Raw genomic sequence first — 13,679 nt, 5'->3', positions numbered from 1 at the left:
CCGTGAGCCTCCGGGTCGCGCTGCTGTCCTATCGCGGCAAGGAGCATTGCGGCGGCCAAGGCGTGTACATCCGGCATCTGAGCCGGGAACTGGCCGCGCTGGGGCACTATGTCGAAGTGATCGCCGGGCCGCCATATCCAGTTGTCGATCCCGGTGTCCGGCTCACCAAGCTGCCTGGGCTCGACCTCTATGCCGAACCGAACCCGTTCCGCACACCTCGGCTGTCGGAACTGCGCCGAATCCCGGACTGGGTGGAGTTCGCCGGCATGCGGCTCGGCCGTTTCTCCGAGCCGTTGGCATTCTCGTTGCGCGTCAGGCGACACTTGGCAGCAAGACGTGGTGAATTCGATGTGGTGCACGACAACCAAAGCCTGGGGTACGGCCTGCTTGGCATTCGTGGCGTTCCTGTCATGGCGACAATCCATCACCCGGTGAGCATCGACAGCGAGATGACATCCGGTTCTCAACGGTGGTACCGGTTCACCCGGATGCAGCGCCGAGTGGCTCAGCGCCTGCCTTTGGTCCTCACGGTTTCGTCGGCTTCCCGGGCAGAGATCATCTCGCGGATGGACGTGCGGCCGGCCCGTATCCGGGTGACGCCGCTCAGTGCCGATCGGATCTTCCGTCCCGGGAAACCCGTGCCCGGCAGGATCGTCTGCGTCGCAAGCGCGGACGAACCCCTGAAAGGACTCGACTATCTGCTGGCCGCGTTCGCCGAGGCCCGGCGTCAACGGGACTGCGAACTCTTGGTGATCGGGCGTCCCAAACCGGCCCGGCAGAGTGACGCCACATTTGTGGCAAACCTTCCGGCCGCCGAGTACGCGGAACTGATCGCGAGTGCCGAGATCGTGTGCGTTCCATCCCTGTTCGAAGGGTTCTCCTTACCCGCGGTGGAAGCAATGGCGTGCGGGGTCCCGGTCGTCGCGACCACTGGCGGGGCCTTGCCGGAAGTGGTCGGCAACGGCGGAATGCTGGTCCCGCCCGGCGATTCGGCCGCGCTCGCCCGCGCTCTGACCGATTTGCTGGCCGATTCCGCGGCGAGAGCACGTGCCGGACAGGCAGGTATCGCTCGTGCCAGTCAGTTGAGCTGGCGCCGGACCGCCGAGGAGACCGTTGCCTGTTACCACGAACTGCTCGGGAGCGTGCGTCCTTGCTGACCGTCCATTTCGGCCGTTTCAGAGTCGGGCCAGGCGACCGTGTCCTTGATCTCGGATGCGGCGGCGGCCGGCACGCTTTCGAAGCAGGCAAACGTGGCGCGAATGTCGTGGCGCTCGATGTCAACAGCGCTGACTTGAAAGACGTCCGCGATATGTTCCAGGCTCTGGCCGACGCCGGGGACACCGCCGGTGCGACGCTCGCACTACGTGCCAGTGGACTCGCGCTGCCCTTTCCCGACGGCAGCTTCGATCGGGTGATCGCGGCCGAGATCCTCGAACACGTCCCCGGTGATCAGGCAATGATCACCGAAGCCGCGCGGGTGCTGAAACCCGGCGGCATGATCGCGGTGACCGTGCCGCGCTGGTGGCCGGAACGAATCTGCTGGGCGCTTTCCGATTCATATCACCAGGTCGAGGGCGGCCATGTCCGGATCTATCGCCGGAATGGGCTGATCAGGCAATTGCGGGCCGCCGGTCTGGAGCCGGTCCGGACGCACCACGCGCACGCCCTGCATTCTCCTTACTGGTGGCTCAAATGCGCCGCCGGGCCGGAGAACGACACAGCCGTCGTCCGTCTCTATCACCAGTTCCTGTGCTGGGACATCATGCGTGGACCCAAACTCGTCCGCCTGCTCGAACGGATGCTGAACCCCTTCCTCGGCAAGAGTCTTGTCATCTATGCCAGGAAGCCCGGTTCATGACGGCGGCATGGATCGCTTCGGTTCAGCAGGATTCCGGCGCGATTCCGTGGTATCCCGGTGGTCCGGCGGATGCGTGGAATCACATCGAGGCGGCCATGGGACTCGACATCGGTGGCTATCCCGAGGAAGCGGCCGCCGCCTATCGATGGCTCGCCAGAACCCAGAATGCCGATGGCTCCTGGTATGCGGAGTATCAGGACGGGACCGTCACGAATCCGGCGAAGGACGCCAACTTCACCGCCTATGTCGCGGTCGGCGTCCTACATCACTCATTGCTCCGCGGCACTTCATTTCTGGTGGAGTTGTGGCCGACCGTGCGGGCTGCCATGGATTTTGTCCTCCAGATGCAGTCTCCTGAAGGCCCGATCCGGTGGCGGGACACGTCCGAAGAGTTCCTGCTGGCCGGATGCGCCAGTATCCACCAGTCGCTGCTTTGCGCTTCCATCATCGCCGCCCGCGTCGGTCAGCCGCGGCCGGACTGGATCGCGGCTGCCGCCAATGTCGCCACTGCGATCCGCAACCGGCCGGAACTGTTCGCCGCCAAGCCACACTCGATGGACTGGTACTACCCGGTACTCTGCTCGATCTTCACTGGATCCGCTGCCGCAGAACGGCTTTCCCGCGACTGGGATCGGTTCGTCGAGCCCGGCTTGGGCGTCAGGTGCGTGCGGGACCAGCCGTGGGTCACCGGTGGCGAGACTGCCGAGCTCGCGTTGACCCTGGCTCTGCGTGGTGACGGGCGCGTTCAGGACCTGTTGGCAGACATCGAGTTGCTCCGCCACGAAGACGGTTCTTATTGGACGGGCTACCAGTTCGCCAACGAGGTGATCTGGCCGGCCGAACGCACGACCTGGACCGCCGGCGCGATCTTGCTGGCCCGGGCCGCCGTCACCGGCGACCCGGCCATCCATACGGTCTTCAAACCCTTGTCCGCCAAGGAAATCAGCACGCTACCCGATCGAGTGATGCCGATCGAACATCCGTTCGACTAACGTGGAGGCATGCGCCACTCACCGCAACGCGATCCAAGCCCGCTGTCCCAGCCCGTCCAGTCCACTGACCATCAGCCCGGCGTCCGACAGGGTCCACAACTCGTCGCCGATCACCAGCGACCGCCTGATCATGCCGTTGGTGTGCGAGATCCGGCCGGCCTCGGTGAGCCTGCCCTGGTCGATCCTGAGCACCAGGGCGTAGTTGGCCTGCTGGTAGTCGCCGTTCAACGAGCGCGCGATCTTCGTGTCCATCACCGGGACCACCACGAGGTTGCGCTCCGGCCAGTACAGGAAGGCGTGCGCGTCGTACTCCACCTCGGACGATCCGCCCTCAATCTGGTACTGGGCAAGACGGTTCGGCGCCGCCGGGTTGGCGACATCGAACAACGAGACCTGGGAGCCCAGGCGCCTGCCCTGGTCGGTGGCCTCCTGGCCCACGCCGAGAATCTTGCCTTCGCCCACCGGGTGCAGGTAGGCCGAGTACCCGGTGATCTTCAGCTCGCCGACCACGCGCGGTTTGGCGGGCTGCGACAAGTCCAGGGTGTACAACGGATCCACCTGCCGGAACGTGACCACGTACCCGACCGGTCCGAAGAATCTGACCGCGTAGATCCGCTCGCCCTTGCCCAGCCCGTCCACGCGGCCGACCTCGGTCAGCGAGTTCGGGCCACGCGCGAGGACAGTCACCATGCTGTGCGACTGCTGCGGAGCGTTCGGACCACCCGGCTGGCCCACAGTCGTGGCGACCCGGAGATGTCCATTGTGCTCAGACAGCGAGAACTGGTTGAGCAGGGTGCCTTCGACCTCGCCCGAGCCGGCGTATTTCGGCGGGCCGGAGCCGGCGATGTCGAACCGGTGGATCTGGGTCCTGTCCGGCAGCCGCGGGATTCCGGGCGTGGTCGTCCGGTCGAATGTCATCGGGACCATGCGGCTTTGATGATCATCGGCGATGTAGAGGCTCGAGCCGGACCCGTAGACCGTATCGCCGTCCGCGGCAACGGAAACGGGGTCACCGGTACCCAGATCCCGCGTCAGGTCAAGCGTGAGCACGGTAAGCATGCCCGTACCCGTGTAGTACGCGGGGTGGCTGATCCGGTTGCAGTCGACCAGGCGGCCTTCGGATTTCGCGCCCTCGCGTTCGAGCTGATAGCGGGGCAGCCAGTCGTCGATCGGCGCACTCGACACGATTTCGCGGTTCTCACTCAGCAAGGAGGCGGGTGTCCGTGTCCCGTCGGGATAGGCGAACTTCAGCTTCGGCTGACTGCGCACGACAACCCGGGCCACACTACCGATCTGGCGTGCGTCCACGTATCCGCCGTCAACCGCCAGGCTACCCAGGATCCGAGGCGTACCAACGAGATCGACGAGCAGCAGTTTCGACCCCATACCGAGCGGCATGCCCGGCATGGGCTTGCCACGGCCAGGCGGCATCGGCATGTCGTAGACGATGGCATTGCTCTGGTTGGTCACAAGCAGGGCGCGGTCGCCGGAGATGAGCATGTTCGACACATACACATCGGGCACGTCGAGGGTGCCTGTCACCTTGCGGGAGGCCACATCGACGACTTTGAGCCGTCCGTCGGCGATCGACACCAGCCTTCTGCCATCGGTCTTCACGATGTCCGGCTCGTCCACACCGGCCTCATGAGTGTTGGTGGTGGAATGGCCGGGTGTCTGGCGAGTGCCCTGGCCGGCCGCGCTTTCGCTTTGCCCGGCGGCGGCCTTCCCGCTCTGTTGCTGAGGCGCTCCGGCAGCCATCGGCGCGGCAGGCACGGCGTCCAGTGCGATGCCACCGCTGCGGGAGTCCGTTGCCATGTAGGACGGGCCACTGAACCCATACAGTCCGACGTACGGCATCGCGGCCCGCCTGAAACCGTTCAGAGCGGTCTCGCAGGAGTTGAACGACACAAGCGAGATCGCACCGGACGGTGTGTCAATAACCACATCCACTGGTTGCATGGTCAGACTTGCCGGCGCCGCGGCGGCCGCCGCACCAATGGCGATCGCAATCGCCCCACCAGCAACGATCCTGCGCGTATCAACTCTCGGTAGTCCCGCTCTGCCTGCCATACACACAAGACGGTGACAGCGCCGGAATGCGTTGCCGCTGACATCGATAACGGTTAGATTTCGGCCCGTGATCGTCAGCGGCGACAGACCCGGTACCTGGCAGCCATCCGATCATCTTCTGGCTCCCAGTCCACCGCCGCCACCGGACGAACCGGTGGACCCTGGCCAAGCCGAGGAGTTCGTCAGGCTGTTCCACGCGGAGCACCCGGACGCCGGTGACGTCGACCGGCGTGTGGCCTGGGTGCACGCGGAGATCGACCTGACCGGCACCTACCAGCACACCACTGCCGAGCTGACTTTCGGCGCCCAGGTGGCGTGGCGCAACAGCGCACGCTGCATCGGTCGCCTGTACTGGCGGAGCCTGCGTGTCCGCGACCTGCGGGCCGTGCGCACCGCTGATGACGTGGCCGAACAGTGCGTACAGCACCTTCGGCAGGCGTGGAACGGCGGCAAGATCCGGCCCCTGATGTCGGTCTTCGCCCCGGAGGGCCCCGGCAGGCCTGCTCCGCGCATCTGGAACGAGCAACTGATTCGCTATGCGGCGTACCCACAAGAAGACGGGAGTGTGATCGGCGATCCCCGATACCTGGGCTTCACCGACTCGGTAACGAAACTCGGCTGGCGCCCGGCCGAGCCGCACGGCGCCTTCGATGTCCTGCCCGTGGTCATCGAGACCGCCGAGTCAGGTCCCCGGCTGTACGAGTTGCCTTCCGACGCGGTGCAGGAAGTCCCCATCACGCATCCTGATCTGCCTTGGCTGGCCGAACTCGGCCTGCGCTGGCACGCCGTGCCCGCCATCAGCAACATGCGCATGGTCATCGGCGGCGTCTCCTACCCCGCCGCCCCGTTCAACGGCTGGTACATGGGCACCGAGATCGGCGCCCGCAACCTCGCCGACACCGAACGCTACGACCTGCTGCCCGAGATAGCCCGCCGCCTCGACCTCGACACAAGCAACGCCACCACCCTCTGGCGCGACCGCGCCCTCGTCGAACTCAATCGTGCCGTCCTGCACTCCTACGCGGCAGCCGGCGTCACCATCACCGACCACCACACCGAATCCGACCGCTTCATCAAACACCTGGAAAAGGAACAACGCGCCGGCCGCACCTGCCCCGCCGACTGGAGCTGGATCGTCCCGCCCATGTCGCCCTCCCAGACCCCCGTCTTCCACCGCTACTACGACACCGACCACTTACGCCCCGAATTCCTCCTCGACGACTCTTCCGCCCACCGCGCCACCCATGGCGCCCCACCCCAAACCGCCCGCACCCAAACCGAATCCCCCACCCTCACCCAGACCGCCTGCCCCTGGACATACCTCCGCTGACAACCATCCACCAACAAAGCAAGCCAACCTGCGGGTCCATGGCGGCCGCCTCCCGTGGCGCGATGCCGAAGAAGTCGCCGTCGAACTCGGCGGCGTCTGCACTGAACTGACAGCATCTGGCCCGCATCGAACCCACAGCTACGGAAGGACGACCAATATCAGAACCACGACCATCACGAACAAGGTCGACCACAGCGCCGCCCATTTCTTGCCTGCCCGCCAGTTCACCAGATTCTCGGCCAGCAGCAGCACCGCGGCCACTATCCCAGCCAGGCGGAGCCCAGTTTTCCCGGGACGTCCACGAGCATCGGCTGCTCGCGCGACCGGTCGACAGCCGCGGGCTGATCAAACGACTACTGGCTCGCAGACGGCCACAGTCCAGGTAGCAGCTTTCATTTCGTGCAGACGTCGTTGGTTTCCGAGGGAGTTGCTGCTGGAGTCCGGTCACCCGGGACGATCCGGGTCCAGAGTCCGGCTTGGCTGTGACTGAGCGTCAGACGTGTGATGGTCCCCTCTGGCATTCGGGTCAAGGCTCGGGGTTCGCTTGCCTGCGAAGCAGGGCAGCGTAAGCAGGCCTTTGCTGCCGGTCGGCACGGGTTTGGCGGCCGATAGCCAGAACGCGAACGAACCCCCTGGAACAGCATCCGGCTCCCGTCGGTGACCGCGCCGGAGGTCGCTATCCCGGCGGCCAGTGAGTAAAAGTCTGGCTGCACGCCATGAGTGGTTCACGGCGACGGGCGTGAGTTCAGCCTGGGCCGGCAGCGCAGTCCTCGGTGGCGCGAGTGTCCACTCCACACAGGATCGAATTGCCCGAGGCATCTGGAGGCAAGCTACGACCGTCCCTTGCAGACTTCGCCAGGACACCTTCCTGATGTCCTTACCAACAAGCGCGTCAGGCCCGCGTGAACTCGTCGAGAGTGACGCCCAGCAGGGAGCAGGCTGTGCGCACAGTCGCACGGTGATCACCAGGTATGGCGTGGATGTGGTTGGCACCGAACCTGGACAGGAACATCTCGGCCGGTGCGTCAAGCCTGGCGAAGGCGTGCGGCCATTCAAAAGTCGACTGTTTCATCAGGGCCTGATTGGTGTCCTCGTCGTATGACTCGAACGAGCCCAGCATCAGTTGCATCCTGTATGCGCCGTCTTTACGGGTCAGGCGGCCCAGGGTCATCTCGCCCGGCGCTGCCAGGTGGTGCACGGACGCGCCTCCCGCTGGGAAGAAGAACACCTCTGGATATAGGTGTACCCGCGCGAGGTTCTCGGCTGGGTCGTCGCTGCGGGCGGCGAACCAGGTTGCGTGCTGCCCGGAGTTGCACAGGTCCCAGATGTCCCGGTCGCTGTGGTAGTGCCGGACGTCCGCGAACAGTACCGGCGTATGGGCAATCTGCTTGAATAGTTGCATCGTCAACGCTCCGTCCATGTCCGCCTCGGTCGCGCAGACATGAGACTCTTTCGGACCGTTCCAGTCGTACGGATCGTTCAGCAACGCCTCTGCTATGTCCATCGTGGCGAAGTACTGCGTCAGCTCCGGCTGCCCCTTGATCCCGGTGAAGTCCAGGTTCCACTCGTCGATCAGCTCGCGCATCGCCATGTAGGAGCCGATCTGCCGTTCGAGCAACGCGGGCGTGAGCTTCTCGCCGTCGTAGTGAACGTTTGCATGCTGCTCCAACCACTCCCGCGCCTTGACTTTCTCCCCGGCGTCGGCGAGTTCGGCACGCCGGACGATCTCCCACTGGTCGATCTCCTCGACGTCGATACCGAACTGCCGTTGCCACTGATCCGTGTTGGCCACCGCGGTGTTCATCCCCATCGGCCGGCCTCCGATCCGACCGAAGGTGGCGCCGCGCAGGCTCGCGACCGCGGCGGCGGCCTTGGCGTGCACGCCGATCTGGATGATCAGCTCAGCCGAGTCCGGGTCACCCCACAGGCGGATGTGCTCGCGTCCAATCTGGTCCAGAGCGCCACCGGCGGCGAGCATGCCCACCATGCCGGGCTGGACCGGATCAACGTTGGACAGCAGCAACAACGGGCCGGGCAGCGACCCAGCGGCCAGCATCGTGAAATGCGGGAAGGCCCAGACGGCATAGTGCAGCACAGTCAGATCCACGCCCACCGCCGCGACTTCCCGTGCGACGGAGGTGGCCAGCGTGTTGGTACTGACCGGGGCGCTGCCGCGGATCACCGTGTGCCCGGCCGCGCCGAGCCGGTCGGCGAGTTTGTCCTCAGCGGTACGGATGAAACCGGCGATCCCGCCGTGTACGTAGTCTCGGCCGTCGGAAATGCTGATCACACCGATCCGGGCCACGAATCCTCCAACACGTTCGGGCGACACTGCCCTAGAGTCGAGTAATCGATTACTCATGACGCTATTCTCCAGCCGGAGTAGTGTCAACATGGTGCGGCTCGGGGGATGCCGTCATGACGTGCCGCAGTGGGTATTCTGGTTCCAACTCGAGTGAGGCCGGTGGGTTGTGGCGACCATCAATGACGTGGCGACCAAGGCAGGAGTCTCCACGGCGACCGCGTCCCGGGCCCTGAACGGCAAGTCCACAGTAGACCCGATACTGGCCGCGCGGGTGCTGTCGGCAGCCGCTGAGCTGGGCTATCAGCCCAACGGCCCGGCCCGCAACCTGCGCCGCCAGGAGACCGCGGTACTGGCCTTGATCATCTCCGACGTGGAGAACCCGTTCTTCACATCGATTGCGCGCGGTGTCGAGGATGTCGCACAAGCAGTGGGGTATTCCGTGGTGCTGTGCAACGCCGACGAGAATCCGGACAAGGAGCGGCGTTACATCGACGTGGCGATCCAGGAGCGGGTGGCGGGCGTCGTGCTCTCCCCAACAGGGACAGCGACCAATGTAGACGCGCTGACCACACGCGGGACCCCGCTGGTCGCGGTGGACCGCCACCTGCCGGACGCGTCGGCCGACATGGTACTGGTGGATACCAAGCAAGCAGCCAAAGAAGCGACCGCCCATCTGATCTCGCAAGGCTATGACCAGGTCGGCTGCATCACCGGCCCGATCGGTATACCCACGGCCGACGATCGTCTCGCCGGCTACAAGGACGCCACGCGGGCGGCAAAACGGCGCTATTCAGCCAAGTTTGTCCGCCGCACCGCGTACCGTGCCGACGGCGCCCGTGACGCCACCATCGACCTGCTGACCCAAGACGAACGTCCGGACGCTTTGCTCGTGGCCAACAGCACGATGGCCATCGGGGTGCTGGAGGCACTGTCCGAACTAGACCTCAGGCTCGGCGAGGACGTCGGCGTGGTCGCGTTCGACGACGCCCCGTGGGCACCGCTGGTCAACCCTCCTCTCTCGGTCGTGTCGCAACCTGCCTATGACATCGGCAAAGTCGCGGCCGAACTGCTCATGGCACGCATCGCGGACAGCACACGCACCTTCACCACGACTACCCTCCGCGCCAACTTGATCACTCGGGGCAGTTCGACCCGCAAGCGGTGAAGGCCACCAGGCAGGTGACCTTCACCGCGGCTGTCACACGGTCTTGGTCAGCATCCGGTACCGGGCAGCCGTCCAAGCCGGCGGACCAGCCGGCACAATCTGGATACTCACCGAAGTCTTGCCTGCCACCATGCTCTCCGGCAGCTCGAACGAATCCTCCAGCCAGCGTGACGACGTGTTGCCCAGTGGCTGCAGCCAATTACCGATCAGAACACTGTCGACGAAAACGCTTGCCTGCTGGTAGCTCTCGTTCTGATCGCCCATCCGCAGCAGCCGCGCGCCGGTACTGCCCGGGCCCAGCCTGGCGTTGAACGTGATCGCTCCCGTGGTGACGGCGACACCGTCCGTGACAACGACTCGATCGTCCTTGCCTTCGAAAGTCGACTGCAGCGTCCGTCGCGTCTCGCCTGTCGCCTGGTAGCTGTGTGCCGCGCGGCTGGCGTCGTCGGTCACGTCAAGAACGTCTGTCTCCGATATGGCCGGCTGCGCCTGGCTGTACCAGTAGGACGTCGAACTGTAGTTGGCCGGCGCGTCGTTGACAGGTCCATGCTGAATGTCGAACCGCAGGCTGGAAGAGAACGACACGGCCTCACCGACCATCAGCCGGTATGCCCCGGTGCAGTCATGCGCGCACCCGTCGGCGTTCAACTCCCACGCCGGGTTTCCGGCGAGCGGCATGGAGTACGTGATGCCGTCGCGGAAGTACCAGCCGGACTCGTAGAAGTCCTCGGTCCCGGTGCCGTAGATCGTCGGCGTGGCCGCGCCGTCGACGTAGACCCGTTCATCTCCTTCCAGGTAGAGCCGCATGTTGCCGTTGGGGATGTCGCCGCGCATGGAGTGGGTGACGCCGTAGTAGACGCCGCGCCCGCTGGTCTCCAGGAAGGTGAAATCCCGGCCGGGCACGGTGTTCCCGGCCTGCTTGGTGGCCCGGAAGTAGCCGAGCCGGCCTGCCTGCAGCGCCGGGGCGACCGCGGGATCGTCGATGTGTTCGGTTTCCACGGTCACATCGCCGAGCGCGATGCCGCTCTCGTTCACCAGCACCACGGTCGCATTACGGCTGTACGGCATCGGCCACCAGGACGTGTACCAGCCGTCAGGTGCGGTGTCGATGGACGACATCAGAGAACGCGTGTCGTACTCGCCGAGTCCCGAACCGAAGAACTCACCGAGCGGTGCGTCCACCCCTGTCTTGCCGTCAAACGAGATCACCACCCGGACGCCGGCCAGCAGAGCGTCGGACCGGGTCACGTCGGCGGTCGCGACCGGGTACCGGAACACCCGAAAGCCCTGCCAGTTCAGGCCGCGGATGGTGTACCCGTGTGCCTGCTCGTCGCCGGGATGATTCGGGCCGACGTCCATCACGTCGGTCCGGCGCCAGTCCCCGCCGACATCGCTGTGGATGTCGTACCGGAACTCGTTGACGTCCAAATCAGACGAAAGGTACTCGTTCAGCACGGTCAGCGACGCGCGGCCCGCGGTCAGCGCGGGCGGCACCATGATCGTCTGGTCGCGCCACTGACCAGTCGAAATCCGGGCACCGCTCTCCCAGAACCCGACTTGGGTGCCGTCGACGGACAAGCGCGCCCGCTGGTTGCCCACCTGCGGGTCATAGCGCCGAGTGATCCGCACGCCCTGGTTGGCCGGATCGATCGCCACCTTGAACGTGGACGACCCGCCGATCGCGAACGCCCGGCCGTCGTCGCCGACCCGGGGACTGCTGAGGATCTGCGGCACCTTGACCCGCAGCTGGCTGATCCACCCCGAACCCGCCATCGTGGCCACGTTCTTCGAAGCACCAGTGGCGATCGAACCCGTGGCTACCGGCAACTGCTGGGCAGCAACGCCCTTGGGGTCGCGAATGCCGTGCGCCCGAAGTTTGGCGATCACGTCGAGCGCCTGGTCGGCGGGGTTGAAGGTCTGCACGCCGTCGGCGTCCGCGAAGTCGCGGAAGCTCACGTGGTAGAAACGCGGATTCGCTTGCAGCGTCACGCGCATCGACTCGCGGTACGGCATGGGCACCTTGATCACCGCGCCGCCGGACGTATCCTCACCGTTGCCGACAAGCGGCCAAAGGTAAGGCGCACCGGCCTTTCCGTCGACAACCTCCTGCAGCAGCCGGTCCAGGACAACAGCGCCGTCCAGCTCGACCTTGATCCGGCCGTTGGCCGCCATCGAGCCGAAGTCCCGGGTGAACCACATCGAGTCGATCTGCCCGGGCCCAGCCCGTTCGGCCAGCACGCACCCCGTCGCCGTGGTGCGCAGACACGAATAGGTGCCTTCGAACCCGTCGTCATTGCCGCCGGTCCGGTCGAAACTGGAGAACTGGCGCGACACAGCACCTGGTCTCAACCTGGCGAGCTGGCTGACATCGCGATAGACCTGCCAGCCGATAGGGCCCTTGTCGAGCGCACTGACCGCCCGCGGCGCGGCCTCGGCCGCACCCGGCGCCAGAGTCAGGACAAGAGCGGAGATAAGTGTCGATGCGAGCAGGGACCCGAAGCGCATCCCGCCTCCTCATTATGGTGTTGTCCGGTCAGACACCCTCCGCACATCGATCAGAGCCGCCACCCTGGTGAGAAACCCAGCGATATCCCGCCGGCCATCACAGCGACATCCCGCGACATCACAGCGCCCATTTCAGCGCCCACCGCGGGCATCCCGACGCCAACCACAGAGACATCCCCAAGACATCACGGCGACATCCTCGGGCGACCATCGCAATGGCATCCTGGCAACGATCCCGGTAGTCATCGAAGTGGTCATCGGAGCACCCGTTCACGGCGCCCGATTTCAGCACTCGTTTACAGCGCCCGTTTCGGCGCCCGTTTCAGCGCCTGTTTTACGGCGCCCATTGCCGGGTCCTGCACAGCACCCATTGCAGTGGCATTTCGGCCAGGGGACCCCTGATCTTCACATTACCGAAGGGGTCTGACAGTTTTAAGTTTTCGCAGGTCAGCCGCCATTTGCTCGGGCATACACCTCCGTTGCGTTCGCCTTGGTGATCAATTGGGTTTGCAGTGTCTGGGTTTTGGGGATCTGCTGGCAGTCCACCAGGATCTTCTTGGCCGACTCGACGGCTTCCCTGCCCGCGGTGGGGTAGATGAGGGTTGCCGAGAGTCGGCCTGCCTCAACGGCTTTCAGGCCACCTGATGGGATCGGCAGGCCGTCTATCCCGATGAACTTCAGGGTGTCCTGCTTGCCCGCGGCTCGTGCAGCCAGGTAGGCGCCTTCGGCCATCGGGTCGTTGTGCGCGTAGATCACTGAGATGTCCGGATTGGACTTCAGGATGGCGTCCGCCTTCTCCTGGCCTTTCTCCCTCAGCCAGTCGCCGTCCTGGCTGACCACGATTTCGATGTTGCGGCCGCGGATGGACTCGCGGAAGCCGTCGCCGCGTTCCTTGGCCGGAGTTGAGCCTGCGAGGCCGCGGATCTCGGCGATCTTCCCGCCATTGGGCAGCAGTTGTTCCGCGACATACTTGCCTGCCTGACGGCCGATTTCCACGTTGTCCGCGCCGATCCAGCCGGTGTAGGCGTCGCCTTCGACCTTGCGGTCCAGCACGAGGACCGGAATTGCCTTGTCGTAGGCCTTCTTCACGACCGCGGTGAGCGGTTTGGCCTCGTTCGGGCTGATGATCAGCAGGTCGATCTGCTGGGTCATGAAATTGTCCACATCGGATACCTGGCGGGCGTTGTCCTGTTGTGCGTCGGCGAACCGGACCTCGAACTGTGGCACGCCGCGGGCCGCTGCCCGGATGTCGTCGTCCATTCGCTGCCGGTAGGGCTCGGCCACGTTCGCCTGGCTCATGCCGATGACATACTTTCCGGCCGGGCCTTTGCAGTTTGCCGGCGCGCCCTGTTGCTGTGTGCCGCCGCCTCTGTTCTCGCTCGTGGTCCCGCAGCCCGCAAGGACCACCAGGGCCACACCGGCGATGGCGCCGCCGCGGAGTAAGGACATGTTTC

Annotated in this window: 11 protein-coding genes; 5 read left to right on the top strand and 6 right to left on the bottom strand. The window is 65.3% G+C overall.

The features are described from left to right. The first annotated feature begins 2 nt into the window (after positions 1-2). The 3 genes from JOF56_RS24455 to JOF56_RS24445 are packed head-to-tail and all read left to right on the top strand — an operon-like array spanning position 3 to position 2,850. Positions 3-1,157 (top strand): glycosyltransferase family 4 protein, encoded by a 1,155-nt coding sequence (locus JOF56_RS24455; protein WP_209641865.1) that lies wholly within the window; start codon positions 3-5, stop codon positions 1,155-1,157. Further along, complete coding sequence (locus JOF56_RS24450; protein WP_209641864.1) at positions 1,151-1,858, top strand: class I SAM-dependent methyltransferase; 708 nt, start codon at positions 1,151-1,153, stop codon at positions 1,856-1,858. The genes JOF56_RS24455 and JOF56_RS24450 overlap by 7 nt, the downstream gene beginning before the upstream one ends. Beyond that, on the top strand, positions 1,855-2,850 hold the full coding sequence (locus tag JOF56_RS24445) for a prenyltransferase/squalene oxidase repeat-containing protein (protein WP_209641863.1): 996 nt from the start codon (positions 1,855-1,857) through the stop codon (positions 2,848-2,850). The genes JOF56_RS24450 and JOF56_RS24445 overlap by 4 nt, the downstream gene beginning before the upstream one ends. Before the next feature lie 18 nt (positions 2,851-2,868). Here JOF56_RS24445 and JOF56_RS24440 read toward each other — a convergent pair whose 3' ends face one another. After that, entirely contained in the window at positions 2,869-4,800 is a 1,932-nt protein-coding gene (locus JOF56_RS24440) for a beta-propeller domain-containing protein (RefSeq protein ID WP_209641862.1), read from the bottom strand. 187 nt (positions 4,801-4,987) lie between these two features. Between JOF56_RS24440 and JOF56_RS24435 the strand changes: the two genes are divergently transcribed. After that, entirely contained in the window at positions 4,988-6,250 is a 1,263-nt protein-coding gene (locus JOF56_RS24435) for a nitric oxide synthase oxygenase (RefSeq protein WP_209641861.1), read from the top strand. Here JOF56_RS24435 and JOF56_RS24430 read toward each other — a convergent pair. The 3 genes from JOF56_RS24430 to JOF56_RS24425 all read right to left on the bottom strand — a co-directional run bounded on the left by JOF56_RS24430 (position 6,213) and on the right by JOF56_RS24425 (position 8,555). Next, complete coding sequence (locus JOF56_RS24430; RefSeq protein ID WP_245378376.1) at positions 6,213-6,377, bottom strand: beta-ketoacyl synthase N-terminal-like domain-containing protein; 165 nt, start codon at positions 6,375-6,377, stop codon at positions 6,213-6,215. The genes JOF56_RS24435 and JOF56_RS24430 overlap by 38 nt on opposite strands. Positions 6,378-6,388: 11 nt before the next feature. Then, positions 6,389-6,511, bottom strand: a complete 123-nt coding sequence (locus JOF56_RS59565) for a hypothetical protein (RefSeq protein ID WP_281065481.1) — start codon at positions 6,509-6,511, stop codon at positions 6,389-6,391. Between the two features lie 631 nt (positions 6,512-7,142). Further along, positions 7,143-8,555, bottom strand: a complete 1,413-nt coding sequence (locus JOF56_RS24425; RefSeq protein WP_209641859.1) for an L-fucose/L-arabinose isomerase family protein — start codon at positions 8,553-8,555, stop codon at positions 7,143-7,145. A 166-nt stretch (positions 8,556-8,721) separates the two neighbouring features. On the opposite strand from JOF56_RS24425, the gene JOF56_RS24420 reads away from it, so the two are divergent. Continuing rightward, positions 8,722-9,720, top strand: a complete 999-nt coding sequence (locus JOF56_RS24420; RefSeq protein WP_209641858.1) for a LacI family DNA-binding transcriptional regulator — start codon at positions 8,722-8,724, stop codon at positions 9,718-9,720. Positions 9,721-9,753: 33 nt separating this feature from the next. Here the strand turns inward: JOF56_RS24420 and JOF56_RS24415 are convergent, their stop codons facing one another. Both JOF56_RS24415 and JOF56_RS24410 read right to left on the bottom strand, forming a co-directional pair. Next, positions 9,754-12,225 carry a glycoside hydrolase family 172 protein gene (locus JOF56_RS24415; protein ID WP_209641857.1) on the bottom strand — a complete coding sequence of 824 codons (2,472 nt, stop codon included), beginning with the start codon at positions 12,223-12,225 and terminating at the stop codon, positions 9,754-9,756. 447 nt (positions 12,226-12,672) lie between these two features. After that, positions 12,673-13,674: a substrate-binding domain-containing protein gene (locus tag JOF56_RS24410; protein ID WP_209641856.1), complete on the bottom strand. Its 1,002-nt coding sequence runs from the start codon at positions 13,672-13,674 to the stop codon at positions 12,673-12,675. Between the last annotated feature and the right edge of the window lie 5 nt (positions 13,675-13,679).

The organism is Kibdelosporangium banguiense, from assembly GCF_017876405.1.
GTDB classification, from domain to species: Bacteria; Actinomycetota; Actinomycetes; order Mycobacteriales; family Pseudonocardiaceae; genus Kibdelosporangium; species Kibdelosporangium banguiense.
Note: the sequence above shows the minus strand (reverse complement) of the source record. Positions and strands in the feature narration are given on the sequence as shown.

Coding starts and splice junctions, on each gene's coding strand:
- JOF56_RS24410 (WP_209641856.1), bottom strand. CDS start 13,674: ATGTCCTTACTCCGCGGCGGCGCCATCGCCGGTGTGGCCCTGGTGGTC.
- JOF56_RS24430 (WP_245378376.1), bottom strand. CDS start 6,377: ATGCGGGCCAGATGCTGTCAGTTCAGTGCAGACGCCGCCGAGTTCGAC.
- JOF56_RS24445 (WP_209641863.1), top strand. CDS start 1,855: ATGACGGCGGCATGGATCGCTTCGGTTCAGCAGGATTCCGGCGCGATT.
- JOF56_RS24415 (WP_209641857.1), bottom strand. CDS start 12,225: ATGCGCTTCGGGTCCCTGCTCGCATCGACACTTATCTCCGCTCTTGTC.